The following is a 21,869-nucleotide window of genomic DNA, read 5'->3' as shown; positions in this document are numbered from 1 at the left end:
TTACGGACAGTGCCTGGTGGGTAGTTTGACTGGGGCGGTCTCCTCCCAAAGAGTAACGGAGGAGCACGAAGGTGGGCTAAACACGGTTGGACATCGTGTGGTTAGTGCAATGGCATAAGCCCGCTTGACTGCGAGAATGACAATTCGAGCAGGTGCGAAAGCAGGTCATAGTGATCCGGTGGTTCTGAATGGAAGGGCCATCGCTCAACGGATAAAAGGTACTCCGGGGATAACAGGCTGATACCGCCCAAGAGTTCATATCGACGGCGGTGTTTGGCACCTCGATGTCGGCTCATCACATCCTGGGGCTGAAGTCGGTCCCAAGGGTATGGCTGTTCGCCATTTAAAGTGGTACGCGAGCTGGGTTTAGAACGTCGTGAGACAGTTCGGTCCCTATCTGCCGTGGGCGTTGGAAAATTGAAAGGGGCTGCTCCTAGTACGAGAGGACCGGAGTGGACGAACCTCTGGTGTTCGGGTTGTCATGCCAATGGCATTGCCCGGTAGCTAAGTTCGGAATCGATAACCGCTGAAAGCATCTAAGCGGGAAGCGAGCCTTGAGATGAGTTTTCCCTGGCACTATAAGTGTCCTAAAGGGTTGTCGTAGACTACGACGTTGATAGGCAGGGTGTGTAAGTGCTGCGAGGCATTGAGCTAACCTGTACTAATTGCCCGTGAGGCTTAACCATACAACACCCAAGGGGTTTTGTGGACTCAAAGAAAGACAGACCTTGAATGCGTTTGAAGAGACATAACTTTTAACAGTTTTCCGAATTTTAAAATTTGCTTGGCGACCATAGCATTGTGGACCCACCTGATTCCATGCCGAACTCAGAAGTGAAACACAATAGCGCCGATGGTAGTGTGGGGCTTCCCCATGTGAGAGTAGGACATCGCCAGGCTTTAAATTTTTAGAGTCGTTTTTTAACGGTTCTTAAATCGCTGATATAGCTCAGCCCGGTAGAGCGCACCCTTGGTAAGGGTGAGGTCCCCAGTTCGAGTCTGGGTATCAGCACCACTATTTAGTTGATTTGATTTATCAAGTTAACAACAGAATTTGTTTGACGACCATAGCATTGTGGACCCACCTGATTCCATGCCGAACTCAGAAGTGAAACACAATAGCGCCGATGGTAGTGTGGGGCTTCCCCATGTGAGAGTAGGACATCGTCAGGCTCATATTGCTTTATGCTGAATAGACACTGCGGAGTGGTAGTTCAGTTGGTTAGAATACCGGCCTGTCACGCCGGGGGTCGCGGGTTCGAGTCCCGTCCACTCCGCCACTTATAATAAGCCTCGCTAGAAATAGCGGGGCTTTTTTGCATCTATTCCGCCCTTCTATCGAATGGCTTCCCCACCCGTTTTCTCGTAGCTCATAACTCCTAGCAACGTGTTCCTATTATTCCATCGCTTATCAGAAATCCCAACTTTACGATTAGAGTGACATCATTTCTGATTCCGGTGTGAGTTGACACGAGCACGACTTTAAACATTATAGCTTTAAGCTGAGTGATCAAATACCTCGAGCCATATGACGTTGTAAGTTAGCTTTATGAGATTGAACTGACTCAACATATTATCTTCTCAAAACCTGAAGCTATATAAGCCCTACAACCCATCTTTCTGCTCTGTACTTGTATGTCGCTTCTTTATTTAGCAAGTGTCCTTTCAGGTACTCGGTTTACAGCTTTTCCTCTATGAAACCTTGCTTCTACCCTACCTGTGAATCTATAGGATAGTTCTGCTAAGAACGCTATAGCCCTAAATGAGTCGACTTAATGCTCTATGCTTAAACCTTTCTCGATGGTATTGAGTGCCTTTTTCGACGTATTTCAAAGGGTGAAAATGGACTAGATTCACTTTGAAGGTGAAAGTCGCTAGATTGCGGGCCTACTAAAGTAATGTCGGAGGGATGATAAGCTAAGAAATAGAGCATCCTTCACACCCGTGTCTATACATGTAGTGCTGTTTATCACCCAGCTGATTGCTATATTCTCTGGTTCTAGGCATTGGTATTTTAGGGTGACCAGTATCTCTTCTATTCTGAGGTGTTTGTTGACTCGATATGAATTAGTCGTTTTGACCACTTTGCTCTCAACATATTAATTTCTTGCTGGTTAGTTCAAGCTATGTTTTGGTTATATTTCGACTAATATAAAACTAAGAAGTGTTATGGCTTATTGCTTGGTAAGAATAGAAAATTCCCCAAATCATCGCGGATAGTTTGTTATTATTTTAATAAATAGATAAAGCCTTAAATAAACCTAATGGGTAGAACTATGAAATTGAGCTTTAACTTTGAAGATGCGAGCCAGATCTTTGTGGGATCTTTTGCTTTGGCCGTGCCGATTTCTTTTTCTGAAGAGGCCTGGAAGTTAGGGGAGACCTTACCTACCGCAAATCTATTGCTGTTGTTTTTGCTGTCTGCGGTGTTCCTGGGCTTCTATACGTATGAGAGTGTCTTTCAAAAAGACGTTGTTGCTCGGTTGCCAGTGTTTATTTTCAGAATAGTGATTGCTTATGTTATGACGGCATTGGTCGTTGCTTTGGTACTGACTTGCCTGGACAAATTACCTCTATTGAGTGATCCAGTTGTATCGTTCAAAAGAGTTATTGTTATTTCAATGCCAGCCTCTATGGGCGCTATTGTAGTGGATAGTTTTGATAAAGAGTGACTTGTGTATCATTTGGATTGAAGCGCTTTTCAGAGCTTTTCTAGCGCTTATTTGATTCGTTACTTAGCTTTCTCATTTCCAGGCTTAGTATTGATTTGTCCAGCGGTTCTCCTCATTAATAAAATGATTAGTAACGTTACTCTGAATAACTCTTACGTGAATGTGTCGTTTGTTGTTGGGAAATATTGAAGAGAGTTAAGTAGCGAAGATTTGTAGCTTTGAAAGGATATGAAAACGGTTGGTTTCTGAATTGAATATGGTATTTGAAAGGTGAGGGTAGTTGTATTGATAAGTTAGGATCTATAAATGCAAAAAGGCCGCATCAATGATGCGGCCTTTTCTAATTGGCTCCCCTTGCAAGACTTGAACTTGCGACATACGGATTAACAGTCCGCCGTTCTACCAACTGAACTAAAGGGGAATTGATTGTTTAGTCTCTAATCAAGAGAATGGTGCCGACTACCGGAATCGAACTGGTGACCTACTGATTACAAGTCAGTTGCTCTACCTACTGAGCTAAGTCGGCATCATGAATCAAAAAGCTTATGCTTGATGATTAACTTGGCTCCCCTTGCAAGACTTGAACTTGCGACATACGGATTAACAGTCCGCCGTTCTACCAACTGAACTAAAGGGGAATTATTCTTAAAGCTTTAAAGAAATGGTGCCGACTACCGGAGTCGAACTGGTGACCTACTGATTACAAGTCAGTTGCTCTACCTACTGAGCTAAGTCGGCACATAAATATTTCTTTGTGCTTTACTGTTGTTGTCTAGGACACCAACAAATAAATTGTGGTGCCCGGAGGCGGAATCGAACCACCGACACGAGGATTTTCAATCCTCTGCTCTACCGACTGAGCTATCCGGGCGACGAGGTGTATTAAACGTGTTTTCGCGTTCTGGGTCAACATTAAATTGCAAAAAAAGTATCGTTTGATGTTTTTCTATACTTAGTGGGTTGTTTTTGTTCATTTGGTTCAAAAAACCCAGGTCTAGCATGCTCTAAAAGATCGTAAAACTTCTTTTAACTACACTGAATGGGTGCCGAAATAAAAAAAGCACGTGTGAAAACGTGCTTCTATGGTTGGAGATTTTCCTGTGAGTTTAGTGTTTTACTTCAAACCTATTAATCCAAGCTTCTAATTCGTTAGAAAGGGAAGCGAGTGTTTGGGTGCTATTATGACTTTCAGTTACTACATTACTTAGTTGGTTGCCGCTCTCTTCGATCATGTTGATACGCTTTGAGATATCATCGCTCACCTGAGTCTGCTCAGCCGCTGCTGTCGCGATTTGATGACTCATTGATGAGATGGACTCTAGAGCAATAACAATCTGTTGTAGTGCTTCAGAGGCACTCTGAGACTCTGTGACTGTACTCTCACTGGTAGTCGCACATACTTCCATCGTTTGAATCGCATTACGAGAGCCTTCTTGAAGGTTATTGATCATTAACTGGATTTCTTTAGTGCTTGATTGCGTTCGGCCTGCAAGGTTACGAACTTCATCTGCCACAACTGCAAATCCACGACCTTGTTCGCCAGCTCTAGCTGCTTCAATGGCTGCGTTCAGTGCCAACAGGTTAGTTTGCTCCGCTATATCACCAATCACATCCAATACTTTCACAATGTTGTTTACATCGCTATCTAGGTTAGCGACAGCTTCGCTTGCTGTGTTTAGTTGCCCTGCCAGGCCTTGAATGTTGTCTACAGTGTTGTGAATGAGTTGTTGGGTATGTTGGCTCTGTTTATCGGCCTCATCGGTGTTGCGCGCGGTATCGCTAGCTGAATCAGCAACGTTGTTTGCTGAAGAAGCCATCTCGGTCATTGCTGTTGCGATCATCTCTGTTGATTGCTGCTGGGTCTCTGTTAGTTGAGCAATTGACCCTGCACGGTCTTCTACGCGTTGCAATTCGGCTCTCAGTGCCAGCATTGAAGCATCAAGGTTTGAGACTAGCTCGGCTAACGACTTACTCATTTGTTGTACGGCGTGATAAATACTGCCGTTTATTGCCTGAGTTTCAAAAGAGGTTTGAATGCGGCCTTCTGCGACGGCTTGTACCGCTTCTCTTACATCTTTAGGCTCGCCGCCAAGAAGCGCTAGCATTCGCTTAATAGATACGATTAGGCTTGATAAAATAAGGCCAGCAATCACGACACATAGAAACAATTGCCATTGAGCCGTTGACCAGAAACGTGCATTGACTTCATTGAAGCCGATACCTGTACCGACAACCCAACCCCAATGCGGAGTCTTCTCTGCAATAGACAGTTTGTCTTCAATCGTTCCGTCTGGAAGCTTTTGTGTCCAGGTGTACTCAATGATCTGGCCAGTACGATTGCCAAGTACTCGTTGAATGAGTTGGCCAACACTATTGCCGTCGCCATCTTTAAAGTCATTAAAGCTGGTTCCGTGTAGTTGAGGATCTAGTGGTGTCGCGACAAACGTCATGTTTTCATCAGCAACGTAGACATATTCGTTGTCTTTATAAATGTTGTTTCGTAATAGACGAGTGGCAAGTTGCTTAGCTTGCTTTTCTTCTAGTGTGCCATCAATCGCCATTTTCTCGACTTCAGTAAGAATGCTATATGCACTCTTAAATAGCTCTGTCACGCGAGCTTTGTTGTCCATGTTGCTAGCGACTCTCAATGTCCATAAACCAGTAGCAGTCAGGGCTAGCAGGGCAATCAATATTATGCCCGATAATAAGTAAGCTTGCGTTTTAAGTTTCATATTTCCCCGCGCAGCGATGTAATAATAAGATTAGGTATAACGTATCGAATCTTAATCTAAGCGGTGTAGGTCTGATATTAGAAAGGTTTCAAAACATGATGAACATTAAATTTTCGAAGAAAAAAAAGTAACAGAACTATGTATTGTTTACTCGAGTGTGATTATGGGCGTGTTGCAGAATGTATAATATCAAACCACTCGACTTAGTTTGGGTAGGGAAGACTTCGTTAGAAATGAAATAAATGTTGTACTTAAAGTAGAAGGAAAGTGGCTCTCTTGATTGGTTCATCAATATTTCGTGTTGATCGAATACGAAGACTGGGTCTAGTTAACCTTTGTTCAAACGAAAAAAAAGCCAAGTCTTTCGACTTGGCTTTCTCGGATGTGGCTCCCCTTGCAAGACTTGAACTTGCGACATACGGATTAACAGTCCGCCGTTCTACCAACTGAACTAAAGGGGAATTACTTGTCTCAACATCTGGTCTATTAAAGACCACTATTTGTTAAGTACCAAATAATGGTGCCTCGAGGCGGAATCGAACCACCGACACGCGGATTTTCAATCCGCTGCTCTACCGACTGAGCTATCGAGGCAAAAGAATGGTGCCGACTACCGGAGTCGAACTGGTGACCTACTGATTACAAGTCAGTTGCTCTACCTACTGAGCTAAGTCGGCACACTAAATTCTTTGCTTTAGAGAGTAAACTCTCTAATTAAAACCTCATATAAAATGAAGTTCTTTAAAATGGCTCCCCTTGCAAGACTTGAACTTGCGACATACGGATTAACAGTCCGCCGTTCTACCAACTGAACTAAAGGGGAATTACTTGTCTCAACATCAGGTCTATAAAGACCATTATTTGTTAAGTACCAAATAATGGTGCCTCGAGGCGGAATCGAACCACCGACACGCGGATTTTCAATCCGCTGCTCTACCGACTGAGCTATCGAGGCAAAAGAATGGTGCCGACTACCGGAGTCGAACTGGTGACCTACTGATTACAAGTCAGTTGCTCTACCTACTGAGCTAAGTCGGCACACTAAATTCTTTATGCTTTTGTTCGTGTTGCTACTCCCTGTTAAAGAGTAATGACACCAACAAATCAAATTGTGGTGCCCGGAGGCGGAATCGAACCACCGACACGAGGATTTTCAATCCTCTGCTCTACCGACTGAGCTATCCGGGCAACGGAGCGCTATTAAACGGATTTTCTGCATAACCGTCAACACCTTTTTTGAAAATAATCAAAAAAAACGTTCGTTAGTTGTTTTTTTATTCAAAAGTGAGGCTTACGTTTTACCTTGGTTAAAATCTTTCTTGAATTTTGTTACTTTTTCTAAGTATCGACGCGACTCTTTGTTTGGGTGTTTCTTTGTAAGTGCCCAGTAAGCTTGACTAGGTTGCAATGAGTTTAAGTCACGCATTGCCCGCTTTCTGTCCTTACTGAAGGTATTGAGTACGCCACCAGTACCACCGTTGTATGCTGAGATCATGCTGTATTCGAGAGTTGTCGGGTGTTGCACGTCCTTCAAATAACGATTTTTAAGGATGTAAAAGTACGCAGTGCCAGCATCTATGTTGTTTTCTGGATTGAATAAATACTCAGGACTTGGTTCTCCAGGTTTCTTTTTGACAAGCTTAAAGACATCTCGACCTGCGGTTTTTGGGACAACCTGCATAAGTCCATAGGCATTAGCCCAGCTCACAGCGTATGGGTTAAAACTGCTTTCTGTTTTGATGATCGCGTAAATCAAGTCTTCAGGAATGTCATAACGCTGAGATGCTCGTTGCACTATATCAGCATACTTATAACTACGTTTACTGGCGTGGTCGGCCACCATAGGAATTTCAACGTAGTAAGCTTTTTTAAAGTCGATTTCTTTGGTTTTTAGGTTATTAGCGATCAGATAATCGGCAAACTTATTCGCGCGCCATGTCCATTGGATTGGTTTTTTTTCTTGGTCTACAACTTGATTGTAGAGAAAAGGTTGACCTTCTAACTTGATGCTTTTGGAAGAAAACAGGTCGACATGCGCTGGATCATCTGGCGTTAAAAGCGTTGTCATTATTGCGTTTTTTAGGTGTTTTTTAGGATCTGTGGAGGAAACAGTTTCTACCGTTATGAGGCCTTCGCTAAAATTCACCTCTGAACGACTCAAGTAATTATCTATGTATTTCACATAGTTACTCTTACCCGCTATTTTTACTTCACTGCTTCCCCAGCGCTTTTGGATATTGCCTGAAAAGCTATTGATTAAAGAGTCTAATGCGCCCGTATCTTTTTCAAATTGACCGGGTAGCTCCGCCAAATTACTTACGAATCGGTTGGTCGGTTCATAATTAACATCATAAATGCTTTCGACAAATTCACGACTGCACCCTGTTAATAACAAGGTTATTAGGAAGTAACTTAGCTTTTTCATAGTTCCTCAAACAAAAATGACACCGTAGCGTGAACTATGATGTCATTAAAAATTGCTTAAATAAATGTCTTATTCGCTTGGTGGAGTATAGCCATCAATAACGACATCTTTACCTTCGAAAAGGAAGTTAACCATCTCAGTTTCAAGAAGTTTACGGTGTTCTGGGTCCATCATGTTTAGCTTCTTTTCATTGATGAGCATAGTTTGCTTGCTCTGCCATTGTCCCCAAGCTTCTTTAGAGACGTTGTCAAAGATACGCTTACCTAAGTCACCTGGGTAAAGTTGAAAATCTAGGCCTTCAGCATCTTTTTGAAGGCGAGCACAAAATACAGTGCGGCTCATAGTGGTTCCTCTTATCGCGTTCGCTTATTCAAACGTCGTCGTTTAGTTCAAAGGGTAGGCTCTCAATAAGCTGCTTTACAGGAGCGGCTAGGCCAATTTCTTCCGGTTTTGATAAGTTATACCAGAGACCTTTAGTCCCTTCCATTATCAAATCTGGTTGTTTATCTAATTTTACTAATACTGGCGTGATATCTAAGTGGTAGTGGCTGAAAGTGTGCCTAAACGCGATCATTGTCTTGATTGAATCGGTTTCATTGTCTTTGATCGAACGAAGATCTAGTTGGTGTTCGACCTCTGCATTTTCATTTTGAGGGAAACAGAATAGTCCTCCCCAGATACCAGATTGAGGGCGCTGTTCGAGCCACACTTGGTTGTCGTGATACAGAATCACAAACCATGTTTCTTTTACTGGCTTTTCTTTCTTAGGCTTTTTGCCCGGGAATTCGAGCTGTCTATCGAGCTTCTTAGCTTCACACATGCTTTCAATCGGGCATAAGGTACATTTTGGCTTGCTACGAGTACAAACCATTGCCCCCATGTCCATCATTGCTTGATTGTATTTATCGACATCTTGGTTGGGCGTGTTTGCCTCAGCGTGTTCCCAAAGCTGGTTTTCAACTTTCTTTTGCCCAGGCCAACCTTCAACGGCAAAGCTTCTCGCCAGTGTACGCTTAACGTTACCATCAAGAATCGCATGAGGAAGCTTGTGAACGGATGACAGTACTGCTGCTGCCGTAGAGCGCCCAATACCTGGTAGCGCGTTCATCTCTTCAATCGATAGCGGAAACTCTCCACCATACTGCTCTGCAACGATCTTGGCTGCTTTGTGAAGGTTGCGAGCTCGTGCGTAATAACCAAGCCCCGTCCATAAGTGGAGTACTTCATCTTGTTCGGCATTCGCTAGGTCAATCACCGTTGGAAAACGTTCTAAGAAGCGCTGGTAGTATGGGATGACCGTAGCAACCTGAGTCTGTTGAAGCATAATTTCAGATAGCCAAACGGTGTAGGCGGTTTTGTTTTGTTGCCAAGGTAATTCTTTACGCCCGTAGGCGTCATACCACTTTAATATGGCGGTTGCGAAAGGAGTCACGACATGCTCTATGCTTTGCTATTATTAGGAGTGAAATTGCACCACACTTACGGTTGGATGTAAAACAGACAAATTGTGTGGGAATTTATCCACGGAAAGACTTGCACCGGAGGCAATTCTTTGGATAATCCCCGCTTTGATTAATCAATGTGCAGGCAAAAATCAATGAGTGAAGTGACCACTAACGAATATACTGAAGACGGCAAACTGGTTCGTAAGATCCGTAGTTTTGTTCGCCGTGAAGGCCGCTTAACAAAAGGCCAAGAGAACGCGATGAACGAATGTTGGCCAACAATGGGTATCGACTACAACCCAGAGCTTCTTAACTGGAAAGAAGTATTTGGCAACGATAACCCTGTTGTACTAGAAATTGGCTTCGGTATGGGTGCATCACTGGTTGAAATGGCAAAGAATGCGCCTGAGAAAAACTTCTTAGGTATTGAAGTTCATAGCCCAGGTGTTGGTGCATGTTTGGGTACAGCTCGCGATGCGGGTGTGACGAATCTACGCGTAATGTGTCACGATGCAGTCGAAGTATTTGAGCACATGATTCCAGATAGCAGCCTGCATACGCTGCAACTGTTCTTCCCTGACCCATGGCACAAAGCTCGTCACCATAAACGTCGTATCGTTAAGGCAGAGTTTGCAGAGATGGTTCGCGGTAAGCTGCAACTTGATACCGGTATTTTCCACATGGCAACAGACTGGGAAAACTACGCAGAACATATGATTGAAGTGATGAACGTAGCTCCAGGATTCGAGAATATTGCTGAAGATGGTGATTACATCCCCCGTCCGGATGAGCGCCCGCTAACGAAATTTGAAGCTCGGGGCCACCGTTTAGGTCATGGTGTTTGGGATATCAAGTACAAGCGTACCAAGTAATTCTGAACAAAAAATGAAGGTGAGATCGGATTAAGATCTTAACCTTACATTTTGTGGGATTGATAAAAGCCAACATTATTGTAGTGTTGGCTTTTTTGTCCTTAGGCTTTTATCAAATTAGAAGTTTAAGGACAAAATTGAATGTTATACCCCTACAAAAATAACAATAAGAAGTAAGCTCACATGAAACCAACTCAAGCTATTTTAGCCGAGATTTTAGACGAAGTTCGTCCCTTAATTGGTCAGGGAAAGGTCGCTGACTATATTCCTGCATTGGCTCGCGTATCGAACCAGAAACTGGCGATTGCGGTATACACTAATGAAGGTGAAGTCATTCAAGCGGGTGATGCCAACGAAGCTTTCTCCGTGCAATCAATATCGAAAGCACTGAGTTTGACCTTAGCTATGGTGCTTTATAAGCCAGACGAAATTTGGCAGCGCGTAGGCAAGGAACCTTCAGGTCAAGCTTTTAACTCGATGATTCAGCTTGAAATGGAGCATGGTATTCCTCGTAACCCGTTTATCAATGCAGGTGCTATTGTCGTAGCGGATCTATTACAAAGCCGCCTGTCAGCACCGAGACATCGCTTATTAGAGTTTGTGCGCCAGTTATCGGGTGACACTCATATTGTGTATGACAAGATAGTAGCGGCTTCTGAGATGATGCACAGCGATCGTAATGCGGCTATCGCGTACTTGATGCGTTCATTTGGTAATTTTGAGAACGATGTTATCCCCGTACTCAACAATTACTTTCATGCTTGTGCACTTAAAATGACATGTGTGGACTTGGCGAAAACCTTTAGCTATTTGGCGAACAAAGGTGTGTCGGTTCAGACCAAGAAAGAGATCATCACACCTGTGCAAACCAAGCAGTTGAATGCTTTGCTTGCAACATGTGGTTTGTACGATGGGGCAGGTGAGTTTGCTTACCGCGTTGGTATGCCGGGCAAATCGGGTGTCGGTGGCGGTATTATTGCCATCGTTCCTGGCGAAATGACGATTGCAGTGTGGTCTCCAGAGCTGGATCCTTCGGGCAACTCGTTAGCGGGCACTAAGGCGCTAGAGCTGCTTTCTGAGCGAATTGGTCGTTCTATTTTCTAAAAGCGCTTTTAAGCTGGGGTTCTACATTTGCAAGAGATCCCCAACTCATTCGCCCTCGTTCTTGAGGATGACGGTGTGTTTGTAACTTTCGACGTACTGACCTCTAACTTTTGCGGGATAAGACTTGCTTGATACCCGTCATTCCCGATAGCGACGAAGGAGCGTAATCGGGAATCTATTATTTGTCGGCGCTCAAATTAGAAAAGGGTTGACCCTTAAGCCAACCCTTACGCAATACTTCTCGAATCTCGAATCTCGAATCTCGAATCTCGAGCTATTCGTCTTCTTCAGCCATAAAGGCTTCCAGCAAATCATTTAGGAACAGCTTTCCTTTTTCGGTAATCTGCCAATGAGTGTCGGTTTCGCTCAAGTAACCGAGATCTTTTGCCCACTCTATTGTTGGCTGGATCGAGTCAAAGTCTAGCCCCGTCGTATCAATGAAGTCTTGCTTTGGACACGCTTCCATTAGCCTGAAGCGATTCATGAAAAATTCAAAAGGGCGGTCTTCATTAGTGACTTCAAGTTCATCTGACAGATAGGGCTTCACTAAATTCTGATACGCTGCTAGGTAGCCTCTAGGGTGTTTAACCTTAGTGGTTCGAACAATACGTCCATCTGCAAAGCTCAGCTTGCCATGAGAGCCACAGCCAATACCTAGGTAGTCACCAAAGCGCCAGTAGTTGAGATTATGCTGACACTGATATCCCGGCTTGCTGTAGCCTGAAATTTCGTACTGCACATACCCTGCGTCTGCGAGCTTCTTATGACCCAAGTCGAAGATATCCCAAAGGTCATCATCGTCAGGCAGTTTGGGCGTTTTGTAATAGAACATGGTGTTAGGTTCTATTGTTAGCTGATACCAAGACAAATGTGGAGGGTCGAGCTCGATCGCTTTGTCTAGATCAGCCAAGGCCTGATCAATGCTTTGATCCGGTAAGCCGTGCATTAGATCTAGGTTGAAGCTATTTAATCCAATCTTATGCGCTAAGTGAGCTGCGTTGACCGCTTCATCTTGACCATGAATACGCCCAAGCCTTTCCAGTTTCTCTTGCTCAAAACTTTGTACGCCTACCGAGATTCGACTCACCCCTGCCTTTTGGTAACCAGCAAAACGCTCAGCTTCGATAGTTCCCGGGTTGGCTTCCATGGTGATTTCTATTTCAGGTTTGAACGGGATACGCTGTTCAATGCCTTGTAGCAATCGGCCAATTCCTTCAGGAGAAAACAGGCTTGGGGTTCCGCCACCAATAAAGATCGAATGTAGCGGACGAGGCATACCATCGAGCTGATATTTTTCAATGTCAGTATCGAGATCCTCAAGCAGTGCATCGATGTACTCTTTTTCTGGGATCTCGGCTTTGAGAGCGTGAGAGTTAAAATCACAATACGGACACTTTTGTACACACCATGGGATGTGGACATAAAGGCTAAGTGCGGGTGGAATTAGCGCTGTATTGTGCATTACAGAGCTTGCTCTTTGAGAGTCTTAAATAATGACGCGAGGGCTTTACCACGGTGTGATAGTTGCTTTTTACGCGACGATTCAAGCTCTGCTGAGGCGCAGTTATCTTCTGGCACAAAGAATACAGGATCGTAGCCAAAGCCATTCTCACCGTGTTCTTCAGTCAGAATACGACCTTCCCATTTACCGTGACACACCAATGGTGTTGGATCGTTTTCGTGACGTATTAGAACCAACACACAGTGGAAACGAGCGGTACGTTTTTCAACGTCGACACCTTGCATAGCATCTAAAAGCTTTTCGATGTTTTGCTTATCAGTCGCCCCTTCACCTGAGTAACGCGCTGAGTAGATACCGGGTGCACCATTAAGGTAATCAACTTCTAAGCCAGAATCGTCAGCAATGGCTGGTAGCCCCGTCTCTTTCGCAGCGTGGCGAGCTTTGATGATGGCATTTTCAATGAAAGTTGTTCCCGTTTCAGCGACTTCTGAAACGTTAAACTCACTTTGCGCGACAACGTCAAAACCAAACTCAGACAGAATATCTGCCATCTCGCGAACTTTACCTTGGTTGCCTGTGGCTAAAACAATCTTACTCATGGGGATGTGGCTCTAATAAGTTAGTGAACAGAAAAGTGGTGGTTGAAGCTACTCTTCTATATAGAATTTTTGTGTGAATCGCAGTGGGCCAGTGCCTTTCAAACCTGCGTTAACATCGATATTAAAAGTGATGTTTTCTTCGTGTGTTACAGGGAACTCAGCTAGGTAATAAATCGCATCACCTTCCTTTATTTCGCGGAAGTTAAGCGTGCGAGTGTTGCCTACAAGGTTCTTCGCTGTTCCCGTGATTTTAGCTGTTGTTGCAGGCTTGCCAAGGGAAGCTTTGTCTAACACGCTGATGTTCAGAATCGCTGAGTAGCCATTTCGCTTAAGCTTGTATTGCTTAGCGACTTGAGCAGTTAGAAATGTCGAGTTAAAAGCCGAGTAGTGAACCTCGACATCCTTAATGTTTTTAAATTGTCCTGCTGAGCTTGGTAGGGCAACAAGAGCGGTAAGTAGTGCTGTAATCCATAGACGCATAGTGACTCCAATAAATAGCAAAAAGCCATCATAGGATGGCTTTGACTTCAGTTGGGATCTGGCTTGGCGAGCATATTCGAACTTGCTTATGCTGACCGAGCTCTCCCTTTTCTATCTTAATTTGCCCTTTAGCGACCTTAAACTGTTTCGCAAGGTATTTCGCTAAGTGGGCATTGGCTTTGCCATCAACCGGTGGTGCGGTAATGGCAATTTTTAGTTCTTCGCCGTGCAGGCCAACGATTTTATCGCGGCTTGCTTTGGGTTGGATATAAAGCCTAAGAAGAATATCGTCCTCCTCGGCCCAAACGGCTTTTGGCATCGTCAAAGTACCTGATGTTCGTACTTGAATTATAGCTGATACCAAATAGGGCCGATCATGTCGCCCATTAGGAAGTTTGCAAACTGCAGTACAATAAACAAAACCAGTACGCTTAGATCGAAACCACCCATGTCAGGAAGGATACGGCGAATAGGCATTAACATTGGTTCAGTCAGTTGATGGAACACGTACTCGATTGGGCTTCGGCCTTGGCTAACCCAGCTCAGGATTGCACGGATTAGTAGAACCCAGAAAATTAAACCTCCCGCCGCTTTGAGCAGAGAAAGGGCGCCAAAGATCAGGAAGCTGATATCAAATACAGCCGCACCGCCAGAGATAATCAAGTTTAGAGCGACGAACTTAAGTACACACAGTACATAAGCGAAAACAACAGTCGCAAGGTCAAGGCTGCCGATTGATGGAATCACTCGGCGTAGTGGGGCTACAACCGGTTGTGTCGCTTTTACGATAAATTGTGAGAACGGGTTGTAGAAATCTGCACGTGATGCTTGTAGCCAGATACGCAAGATCACAACCATGATGTAAAGATCAAAAACGGTCGAGATCAGAAAGCTCATCGAATTCATATTGTTTCCTTTTTCGGATTTACTTGCCGCTTAGGTATAACCCGAACGACATAATGCTTTTGTACTGTAACGAGTATTAAAACAGTTTTTCCATCTCTTCAGCTCGAGCGACTGCCGCTTGCATGGCTTTGGCTACGATGTCTGATAGTTGATGTTCATTGAACGTGCGCAACGCTTCTGCGGTTGTTCCGCCTTTTGAAGTCACTTGTTCACGCAGAGTAGATAATTCAGTATTTGGATTCGCTACCACCATCTCTGCCGCGCCTAATGCAGACTGCTGCACTAATTTACGAGCGGTTTCTTGGTCGAAGCCTTGGTTGATTGCCTCAGCTTGCATCGCTTCCATAAACAGGAAGAAGTAAGCTGGAGCACTCCCCGCTGCCGCAATGATGTTGTTGATACCAGACTCTTGCTCAACCCAGCTGACTTCACCTACAGCTTGCATCAGCTGAGAAGCGAAGTCTTTATCATCTTGGCTGACCGCTGAGTCGGCATAAAGACCGCTCATCCCTTTACCAAGCAGTGATGGCGTGTTTGGCATCACACGAACAAGGTTCAGTTGGCAGTTTAACATCTCATTGAGTCGATTCGCATTAATACCCGCAGCAATTGAGATAACCAGTTTGTTACTAAAGTCGATGCTTTGTAAGGGGTTACATACATTAGCCATCATTTGTGGCTTCACTGATAATACAACAACGTCTGCTTGCTCAGCTGCGGCAATATTATCGCTGGTAGTATTGATGCCGTATTCTTGCTCTAACGGCAGCCTTCTGGTTTCTGAAGGCGCTGTTGCCGTAATCTTTTGCGCTGGATAACCACTTGCTACTAAGCCCGCTACAATTGAGCGAACCATGTTTCCTGCCCCAATAAAGGCGATGTTCTTATGTTCCATATATAAAATCCTGAGCGTGTCGCTGCGCGGTTAAAGCGAAGCGGTATCAATACTGTATTTTTCGTTGCTACTTGTTGTTGCTTGCTGTAGCTATTTCTTGTTACTTGCTGTGCTATTTCGCGTAATCACGAGCACCGAAAATAGCCGTTCCAATACGAACCATTGTGCTACCAGCCTCAACTGCTGCATCCATATCACCACTCATACCCATCGAAAGGGTATCAATGTCTGCATACTTAGCGACTAGCTTTTGTTGAAGCTTTGCCAATTGAGAAAATGCATTAAGCTGTGATTGATAGTCAGAGACGTTTGCAGGAATTGACATCAATCCTCTTAAAGTGAGGTTAGGGAGCGACGAAATCAACTCTGCGAGTGCAAAAACTGTTTCTTCTGACGTTCCTGATTTGGAATTTTCACCGCTGGTATTTACTTGGATGAGAACTTGCAGAGGTGGAAGCTCGCTTGGTCGCTGATCATTGAGCCTTTGTGCGATTTTATCGCGGTCGACAGAATGAACCCATTGGAAGCTTTCAGCGATTGGACGGGTTTTATTGGATTGAATTGGACCAATAAAATGCCACTCCAAATTTAGATTAGAATGATGTTCTGAAAAGTGTTTTACTTTATCAACACCTTCTTGAACATAGTTTTCACCAAAGGCAACTTGGCCTCCGAGTGCGGCTTCTAGAATCGCATCAATAGGTTTCGTTTTGCTGACGGCTAAAAGTTGCACGGAGTCTGGATCTCGTCCGCACTTTTTCTCAGCACTACGAATCTGTGAGGTGATTTGTTCGATATTTTGTTGAATACTACTCATAGCTGACTTTACTTAAGGGAAAATAAATGGATATCACTGAGTTACTAGATTTTAGTGTAAAGCATAACGCGTCAGATCTACATCTTTCTGCGGGTGTATCTCCAATGGTACGTATAGATGGTGAAGTAAGGAAGCTTGGAATACCAGCTTTGAGTCATGCTGATGTACATCGTTTAGTTTTTGAGATCATGGACGATTCACAACGCGGTGAGTTTGAGGAAAAATTGGAAGTCGACTTCTCTTTTGAATTACCCAATGTTGGTCGCTTCCGTGTTAATGCTTTTAATCAAGCTCGTGGGTGTGCTGCTGTCTTTCGAACTATCCCTGTAGAGATCCCGACTTTAGATCAGCTTGGTGCGCCAGAAATCTTTGAAAAGATTGCGAACTACGAGAAAGGTTTAGTGCTTGTCACTGGCCCTACAGGTTCTGGTAAATCGACAACTTTGGCGGCGATGGTGGATTACGTAAACCGCAATCACAACAAACACATTTTGACGATTGAAGATCCAATTGAATTCGTTCACACCAATAATAAATGCCTAGTAAACCAGCGTGAGGTTCATCGTGATACTCACAGCTTTAAAGCGGCGTTGCGCAGTGCATTACGTGAGGATCCGGACGTGATTCTTGTTGGTGAACTTCGTGACCAAGAGACGATCAGCTTAGCGTTAACCGCAGCTGAAACGGGTCACTTAGTTTTTGGTACTTTGCATACAAGCTCTGCGGCAAAAACTATCGACCGTATTATCGACGTTTTCCCAGGTAGCGACAAAGATATGGTTCGTTCAATGTTATCTGAATCACTACGCTCGGTGATTGCTCAGAAGCTGTTAAAACGTGTTGGTGGTGGTCGTGTGGCTTGTCATGAAATAATGATGGCGACACCTGCAATTAGAAACTTGATCCGTGAAGACAAAGTCGCGCAGATGTACTCGATCATTCAAACGGGTGCCGCACATGGCATGCAAACCATGGAGCAAAATGCGAAGCAATTGATCGCGCAAGGTTTGGTTGATTCGGACGAGGTCGAGAAAAAGATCGAAATTCAAGCCTCTATGTTTTAATCAAGGTGATAAAAATGGAATTGAATCAAATTCTTGAAGGTATGCTTTCACAAAAAGCGTCGGATCTTTACATCACGGTAGATGCACCGGTTCTGTTTCGTGTTGATGGTGAATTGCGACCTCAGGGAGAGAAACTGAATGCGGCTCAGGTTGCGCTGTTACTGGATGCGATGATGGAGCAAGACAGGCGCGACGAGTACAAACAAACGCGTGAGGCTAACTTTGCTATTGTGCGTGATTTTGGTCGTTTTCGTGTTAGCGCATTCTTTCAGCGAGAGCTACCAGGAGCGGTAATTCGACGTATCGAGACTAACATCCCAACCTTCGAACAATTAAAGCTTCCAGACGTACTACAAGACCTTTCAATCGCAAAACGCGGACTTGTGTTGGTGGTTGGGGCTACAGGTTCTGGTAAATCAACCTCAATGGCTGCGATGACGGGGTATCGCAATACCAACCGTTCGGGGCATATCTTGACGGTTGAAGACCCGATTGAGTTCGTGCACGAACATAAAAAGTGCATTGTGACTCAGCGAGAAGTTGGGCTCGATACCGAGAGCTATGAAGTCGCGCTTAAGAACTCGTTACGCCAAGCCCCTGACATGATCTTGATTGGTGAAATCCGTACCCGTGAAACCATGGAGTACGCGATGACGTTTGCTGAAACCGGTCACCTTTGCATGGCGACTTTACATGCCAACAATGCCAACCAAGCGCTAGAGCGTATTCTTCACTTGGTGCCGAAAGAGCAAAAAGATCAGTTCTTATTTGATTTGTCGATGAATCTACGTGGTGTCGTTGCTCAGCAATTAATCCGAGATAAGAATGGTAGTGGTCGCCATGGTGTGTTCGAAATCCTACTCAACAGCCCACGGGTGTCTGATTTGATTCGTAGAGGTGAGTTACATGAACTCAAGTCGACAATGGCTAAATCAAAAGAGATTGGGATGCAGACCTTTGACCAAGCTTTGTATGACTTAGTCGTTGCAGGCAAGATCAGTGAAGAGGATGCGTTCCATAGTGCCGATTCCGCTAATGATTTGCGCTTGATGCTCAAGACTAAACGTGGTGATGACGATTACGGAGTGGGAGCCTTAGCGGGAGTTAAAATTGATATGGGTTAGATCGATGCTAAATGCTGAAAAAACCGCTGTGAAGGCGGTTTTTTTGGCTAGATAAATTAGTGATTGCCGTAACTATTGTTGTTACCAGAATATCCTCGTTCTTTCTCTAATTTAATTTTTGTCGGATATTGTTCACCGGTATAGCCTGCTGAGCCTCCGCTCATTGAACTGCACGCTGTGATTGCTAGAGAGGCGAATATTGCTAGAAAAATTTTCATATGAACTCCCACGTCCTTATTATGACTTGCTCTGGCACTACGGAGTTAAATTCGTGTGGGATCATAAATTAGCTTAAATTTTGCTCACTTAATTTTTGCTAAGAATATTGCGCTTCAAACCAACTTTCTAAAATGACAACAGCTGATTGGTTATCGACGTTACCTTTGCTTAGCGCTTTATAGCCGCCCATTTCAAAAAGGTCGGCCCTTGCTTCTGTCGTAGAAAGTCTTTCATCATGCAGTTCAACATCCACACCAAAGCGTCCTTTAAGACGGTTTGCGAACTTCTTTGCTCTCGGTGTAATGGCTGCTAAATCTTTACCATGAAGATCGGTTGGTAAGCCAACAACGATAAGCTTTGGCTGCCACTCTTTAATTTGCTTTTCAATATCATCCCAATTCGGGATACCATCTTTGGCTTTGAAGGCTTTTAAAGGGCTGGCTGTGCCCGTGATTTCCTGTCCTATCGCACTACCGATACTTTTTGTACCGTAGTCAAATGCCATAATTGTTCGTGACATGAAGTTTCCAAATTTATCTGTGTTTGAGAGTGTCTGTTATTTTATTTAGCTGATTTGAGCTAGGCGTGACCGGCGTCTGCTGAAAGCTGAGCCGCATTGATACCTAACATTTGCACAGCAACTTTCCAGCGATCCGAAATTGGCGTATCGAAAATAACCTTTGGATCCGCTTCTACGGTTAACCATGAGTTTTCTGTAAGCTCTACTTCTAGTTGTCCTGGCTCCCATCCTGCATAACCAAGCGCGACCAGATAATGCATTGGTTCATCTTCTGTACCTAACACCATTAGAATATCTTTCGAGGTTGTTACCGAGATTTGATCCGTCATGTTGATGCTGGATTGATAACTGCCTTTGGGTTTGTGCAAAATAAACCCTCGGTCTTCTGCGACTGGCCCACCATTAAGTACTGGCTTATCAAGGCTTGCTTGGTTGGGTTTCGGCTGTTCAGAATCAACCTCAACCTGCTTAAGCATGCTGCCGACAGTGACATCGATAGGAGCGTTGATCATCAAACCCATCGCACCTTCGTCATTGTGCTCACAAAGATAGATCACCGAATTTTGAAAGTATGGGTCTTTCATTCCGGGCATAGCGACCAGAAAGTGGTTCGTTAAATTCATAGAGCCTCCTGCCAGTGTGTTCCCAGTAAAGGAAAAAGAGCGGCGTAAAGCCGCTCATTGTTCTTTGCCTAGATATTTTTGTGTTTCGAATAGCTAAGGCTTTCTTTAGTTTAGGCTATTTAGCGTTAACGCGACGCTCAATTGCATCCATTAATTTACCTGTAACTGAAATATCAAAAGCGGCTTCAATTTCACGGATACAAGTAGGGCTAGTCACGTTAATTTCAGTCAGCTTGTCACCGATAACATCAAGCCCTACAAAGATTAAACCTTTCTCTTTCAGTGCTGGAGCAACTGCTCTTGCGATAGCCCAGTCTGTTTCACTCAGCGGGCGAGCTTCACCTGTACCACCAGCAGCAAGATTACCTCGAGTTTCCCCTTTTGCAGGAATACGCGCTAGACAGTAAGGCATTGGTTCACCGTCAACCACAAGAATACGCTTGTCACCATTGCTGATGTCTGGAACAAAGGTTTGTGCCATAGCGTAGTTTTGACCGTGGTTAGTCAGTGTTTCAATGATCACTGATACGTTTGGATCGCCCTCTTTTACTCGGAAGATAGACGCGCCACCCATGCCATCAAGTGGCTTTAAGATCACATCACCGTGCTCTTCTCGGAATGCTTTAATTTTTTCAGCTTTACGAGTCACGATAGTGGTTGGTGTCAGTTCAGGGAACCAAGCCGTGAATAGCTTCTCGTTACAGTCACGTAAGCTTTGTGGCTTGTTGACGATCAGTGCGCCGTTCTCTTCAGCACGCTCAAGAATGTAAGTTGCGTAGATGTATTCTGTATCAAACGGAGGATCTTTACGCATCAGTACTGCATCTAAATCAGAGAGAGCGATAGTCTGTTCTGATTTGAATTCGTACCAGCCGTTTGGATCTTCTTTTAGTTCAACAACCTTAGTGTCAGCAATGGCTACGCCTTGATCTAAATGTAGATCATCCATTTCCATGTAATGGATTTCGTAACCACGACGCTGAGCTTCAAGCATCATGGCAAAGCTAGAGTCTTTTTTGATGTTAATGGATGAAATTGGATCCATTACGATGCCAAGTTTGATCATTTTTTTCTCCTAGCCTAGATCGCCAAAACGGACTTGTAAGGCAGTAATTGCGGTTAGAGCTGCTGTCTCGGTACGAAGTACACGTGGGCCGAGTAGCGTCTCTTCAAATTTGTATTGTTCTGTCATACCGATTTCTTCAGCTGACAGTCCGCCTTCAGGACCGATCAATAGGCGCACCTTACTGATCGGCTCTGGAAGGGTATTGATTGAGTATTTTGCACGAGGATGCAGGTTTAGTTTTAACGCTTCGCTCGGTTCGCTGCACCACTCTTCAAGTTGCATGATTGGGCGAATAACTGGAACCGTATTACGGCCTGATTGTTCACATGCTGCGATAGCAATCTTTTGCCACTGCGCGAGCTTTTTCTCGAAGCGTTTAGTATCAAGCTTAACGCCACAGCGCTCTGAAATCAGTGGGGTAATGGTGTTGACACCAAGCTCAACCGATTTCTGAATCGTAAACTCCATTTTATCACCACGTGAAATCACTTGGCCTAAATGCAAGTCTAACGGAGATTCGCTGCTACGCTCGATACGTTCAGTAACATTAACTGTGACATTCTTCTTTGATACTTCTGCAATGGTTGCTGGAAATTCAGCGCCGCTGCCATCAAATAGAAGCACTTCTTGGCCTTCTTTCATGCGAAGGACTCGACCAACATGACCCGCGGCATCTTCGCCTAAAGCGAGTGAACCTAACTGATGAATGCGTTCTGGGTGATGGATACGAGGGATTCTCATGCTGGTAAACCTATAAATATGTTCATTTGGGTATTTTATCTCTGCCTAACATGGATGCTTTTAGTCGAAAAAACAAGGGTAGGGCAAGAGTTTCAGAGGCAAT

General features: G+C 44.3%; 21 protein-coding genes, 14 tRNA genes and 3 rRNA genes. 10 read left to right on the top strand and 28 right to left on the bottom strand.

Translation table 11 applies throughout. The annotated features are described in order from the left end of the window. The 6 genes from L8S15_RS05820 to L8S15_RS05795 all read left to right on the top strand — a co-directional run. A 23S ribosomal RNA gene (locus L8S15_RS05820) occupies positions 1–686 on the top strand; the annotation flags it as partial. Positions 687–783: 97 nt separating this feature from the next. Further along, positions 784–899 (top strand): 5S ribosomal RNA (gene rrf, locus L8S15_RS05815). Positions 900–938: 39 nt separating this feature from the next. Next, a tRNA-Thr gene (locus tag L8S15_RS05810) sits at positions 939–1,015 on the top strand. A 42-nt stretch (positions 1,016–1,057) separates the two neighbouring features. Further along, positions 1,058–1,173: ribosomal RNA gene (gene rrf / locus L8S15_RS05805) — 5S ribosomal RNA — on the top strand. A 30-nt stretch (positions 1,174–1,203) separates the two neighbouring features. Beyond that, positions 1,204–1,280: transfer RNA gene (locus L8S15_RS05800), tRNA-Asp, on the top strand. A gap of 996 nt (positions 1,281–2,276) precedes the next feature. After that, on the top strand, positions 2,277–2,672 hold the full coding sequence (locus tag L8S15_RS05795; RefSeq protein WP_016767963.1) for a DUF2391 family protein: 396 nt from the start codon (positions 2,277–2,279) through the stop codon (positions 2,670–2,672). Between the two features lie 345 nt (positions 2,673–3,017). On the opposite strand, the gene L8S15_RS05790 is transcribed toward L8S15_RS05795, so the two are convergent. From L8S15_RS05790 to mutY, 16 genes are all read right to left on the bottom strand, one after another. Continuing rightward, positions 3,018–3,093: transfer RNA gene (locus L8S15_RS05790), tRNA-Asn, on the bottom strand. 29 nt (positions 3,094–3,122) lie between these two features. Beyond that, positions 3,123–3,198 (bottom strand) — tRNA-Thr (locus tag L8S15_RS05785). A gap of 36 nt (positions 3,199–3,234) precedes the next feature. Then, a tRNA-Asn gene (locus L8S15_RS05780) sits at positions 3,235–3,310 on the bottom strand. A 24-nt stretch (positions 3,311–3,334) separates the two neighbouring features. Continuing rightward, a tRNA-Thr gene (locus tag L8S15_RS05775) sits at positions 3,335–3,410 on the bottom strand. Positions 3,411–3,467: 57 nt separating this feature from the next. Next, positions 3,468–3,543, bottom strand: a tRNA-Phe gene (locus L8S15_RS05770). 235 nt (positions 3,544–3,778) lie between these two features. Further along, the gene (locus L8S15_RS05765) at positions 3,779–5,404 is read right to left on the bottom strand and encodes a methyl-accepting chemotaxis protein (protein ID WP_010435620.1); all 1,626 of its coding nucleotides are present in this window, start codon (positions 5,402–5,404) and stop codon (positions 3,779–3,781) included. A gap of 385 nt (positions 5,405–5,789) precedes the next feature. Next, a tRNA-Asn gene (locus L8S15_RS05760) sits at positions 5,790–5,865 on the bottom strand. A 57-nt stretch (positions 5,866–5,922) separates the two neighbouring features. After that, positions 5,923–5,998: transfer RNA gene (locus L8S15_RS05755), tRNA-Phe, on the bottom strand. 7 nt (positions 5,999–6,005) lie between these two features. Next, a tRNA-Thr gene (locus L8S15_RS05750) sits at positions 6,006–6,081 on the bottom strand. Positions 6,082–6,151: 70 nt separating this feature from the next. Then, positions 6,152–6,227 (bottom strand) — tRNA-Asn (locus tag L8S15_RS05745). Positions 6,228–6,283: 56 nt separating this feature from the next. After that, positions 6,284–6,359, bottom strand: a tRNA-Phe gene (locus tag L8S15_RS05740). Positions 6,360–6,366: 7 nt separating this feature from the next. Then, positions 6,367–6,442, bottom strand: a tRNA-Thr gene (locus L8S15_RS05735). Between the two features lie 74 nt (positions 6,443–6,516). Next, positions 6,517–6,592, bottom strand: a tRNA-Phe gene (locus L8S15_RS05730). Between the two features lie 103 nt (positions 6,593–6,695). Further along, on the bottom strand, positions 6,696–7,829 hold the full coding sequence (gene mltC / locus L8S15_RS05725; protein WP_010435635.1) for a membrane-bound lytic murein transglycosylase MltC: 1,134 nt from the start codon (positions 7,827–7,829) through the stop codon (positions 6,696–6,698). Positions 7,830–7,898: 69 nt separating this feature from the next. Continuing rightward, entirely contained in the window at positions 7,899–8,171 is a 273-nt protein-coding gene (locus L8S15_RS05720; protein ID WP_010435637.1) for an oxidative damage protection protein, read from the bottom strand. 28 nt (positions 8,172–8,199) lie between these two features. Beyond that, positions 8,200–9,261, bottom strand: a complete 1,062-nt coding sequence (mutY, locus tag L8S15_RS05715; RefSeq protein WP_010435640.1) for an A/G-specific adenine glycosylase — start codon at positions 9,259–9,261, stop codon at positions 8,200–8,202. A gap of 165 nt (positions 9,262–9,426) precedes the next feature. Here mutY and trmB point away from each other — a divergent pair, with 165 nt between their 5' ends. Continuing rightward, positions 9,427–10,146: a tRNA (guanosine(46)-N7)-methyltransferase TrmB gene (gene trmB, locus L8S15_RS05710; protein ID WP_010435641.1), complete on the top strand. Its 720-nt coding sequence runs from the start codon at positions 9,427–9,429 to the stop codon at positions 10,144–10,146. 183 nt (positions 10,147–10,329) lie between these two features. Then, the gene (glsB, locus tag L8S15_RS05705; RefSeq protein ID WP_010435642.1) at positions 10,330–11,250 is read left to right on the top strand and encodes a glutaminase B; all 921 of its coding nucleotides are present in this window, start codon (positions 10,330–10,332) and stop codon (positions 11,248–11,250) included. Positions 11,251–11,524: 274 nt separating this feature from the next. Here glsB and hemW read toward each other — a convergent pair whose 3' ends face one another. The 7 genes from hemW to L8S15_RS05670 form a co-directional block, all read right to left on the bottom strand. Further along, positions 11,525–12,712 carry a radical SAM family heme chaperone HemW gene (gene hemW / locus L8S15_RS05700; RefSeq protein WP_016788326.1) on the bottom strand — a complete coding sequence of 396 codons (1,188 nt, stop codon included), beginning with the start codon at positions 12,710–12,712 and terminating at the stop codon, positions 11,525–11,527. Next, complete coding sequence (locus L8S15_RS05695; RefSeq protein WP_010435646.1) at positions 12,712–13,311, bottom strand: XTP/dITP diphosphatase; 600 nt, start codon at positions 13,309–13,311, stop codon at positions 12,712–12,714. Before L8S15_RS05695 ends, hemW begins: the two co-directional genes overlap by 1 nt. Before the next feature lie 48 nt (positions 13,312–13,359). Further along, complete coding sequence (locus tag L8S15_RS05690; RefSeq protein ID WP_016768173.1) at positions 13,360–13,791, bottom strand: DUF4426 domain-containing protein; 432 nt, start codon at positions 13,789–13,791, stop codon at positions 13,360–13,362. A 28-nt stretch (positions 13,792–13,819) separates the two neighbouring features. Beyond that, positions 13,820–14,110, bottom strand: a complete 291-nt coding sequence (yggU, locus tag L8S15_RS05685; protein ID WP_280572069.1) for a DUF167 family protein YggU — start codon at positions 14,108–14,110, stop codon at positions 13,820–13,822. A 29-nt stretch (positions 14,111–14,139) separates the two neighbouring features. After that, on the bottom strand, positions 14,140–14,697 hold the full coding sequence (locus L8S15_RS05680) for a YggT family protein (RefSeq protein WP_010435653.1): 558 nt from the start codon (positions 14,695–14,697) through the stop codon (positions 14,140–14,142). Positions 14,698–14,773: 76 nt separating this feature from the next. Beyond that, positions 14,774–15,592 carry a pyrroline-5-carboxylate reductase gene (gene proC / locus L8S15_RS05675; RefSeq protein ID WP_010435654.1) on the bottom strand — a complete coding sequence of 273 codons (819 nt, stop codon included), beginning with the start codon at positions 15,590–15,592 and terminating at the stop codon, positions 14,774–14,776. 112 nt (positions 15,593–15,704) lie between these two features. Beyond that, entirely contained in the window at positions 15,705–16,409 is a 705-nt protein-coding gene (locus L8S15_RS05670) for a YggS family pyridoxal phosphate-dependent enzyme (RefSeq protein WP_010435657.1), read from the bottom strand. Positions 16,410–16,435: 26 nt separating this feature from the next. Here L8S15_RS05670 and L8S15_RS05665 point away from each other — a divergent pair, with 26 nt between their 5' ends. Both L8S15_RS05665 and L8S15_RS05660 read left to right on the top strand, forming a co-directional pair. Next, positions 16,436–17,473 carry a type IV pilus twitching motility protein PilT gene (locus L8S15_RS05665; protein ID WP_010435660.1) on the top strand — a complete coding sequence of 346 codons (1,038 nt, stop codon included), beginning with the start codon at positions 16,436–16,438 and terminating at the stop codon, positions 17,471–17,473. A gap of 14 nt (positions 17,474–17,487) precedes the next feature. Further along, entirely contained in the window at positions 17,488–18,597 is a 1,110-nt protein-coding gene (locus L8S15_RS05660; RefSeq protein ID WP_010435664.1) for a PilT/PilU family type 4a pilus ATPase, read from the top strand. Positions 18,598–18,653: 56 nt separating this feature from the next. On the opposite strand, the gene L8S15_RS05655 is transcribed toward L8S15_RS05660, so the two are convergent. The 5 genes from L8S15_RS05655 to rsmE all read right to left on the bottom strand — a co-directional run bounded on the left by L8S15_RS05655 (position 18,654) and on the right by rsmE (position 21,766). Further along, the gene (locus tag L8S15_RS05655; RefSeq protein WP_016785941.1) at positions 18,654–18,815 is read right to left on the bottom strand and encodes a hypothetical protein; all 162 of its coding nucleotides are present in this window, start codon (positions 18,813–18,815) and stop codon (positions 18,654–18,656) included. 98 nt (positions 18,816–18,913) lie between these two features. Next, positions 18,914–19,336, bottom strand: a complete 423-nt coding sequence (gene ruvX, locus L8S15_RS05650; RefSeq protein WP_280572068.1) for a Holliday junction resolvase RuvX — start codon at positions 19,334–19,336, stop codon at positions 18,914–18,916. Between the two features lie 59 nt (positions 19,337–19,395). Further along, the gene (locus L8S15_RS05645) at positions 19,396–19,959 is read right to left on the bottom strand and encodes a YqgE/AlgH family protein (RefSeq protein ID WP_280572067.1); all 564 of its coding nucleotides are present in this window, start codon (positions 19,957–19,959) and stop codon (positions 19,396–19,398) included. A gap of 115 nt (positions 19,960–20,074) precedes the next feature. Next, complete coding sequence (gshB, locus tag L8S15_RS05640; protein ID WP_004735482.1) at positions 20,075–21,025, bottom strand: glutathione synthase; 951 nt, start codon at positions 21,023–21,025, stop codon at positions 20,075–20,077. A 9-nt stretch (positions 21,026–21,034) separates the two neighbouring features. After that, positions 21,035–21,766 carry a 16S rRNA (uracil(1498)-N(3))-methyltransferase gene (rsmE, locus tag L8S15_RS05635; protein ID WP_010435671.1) on the bottom strand — a complete coding sequence of 244 codons (732 nt, stop codon included), beginning with the start codon at positions 21,764–21,766 and terminating at the stop codon, positions 21,035–21,037. Positions 21,767–21,869: the final 103 nt, after the last annotated feature.

The sequence above is a fragment of the Vibrio sp. S/42/10 genome (genome assembly GCF_029890535.1).
GTDB lineage: Bacteria > Pseudomonadota > Gammaproteobacteria > Enterobacterales > Vibrionaceae > Vibrio > Vibrio cyclitrophicus.
The sequence above is the reverse complement of the archived record's forward strand: the minus strand, read 5'-3'. Positions and strand labels throughout refer to the sequence as shown.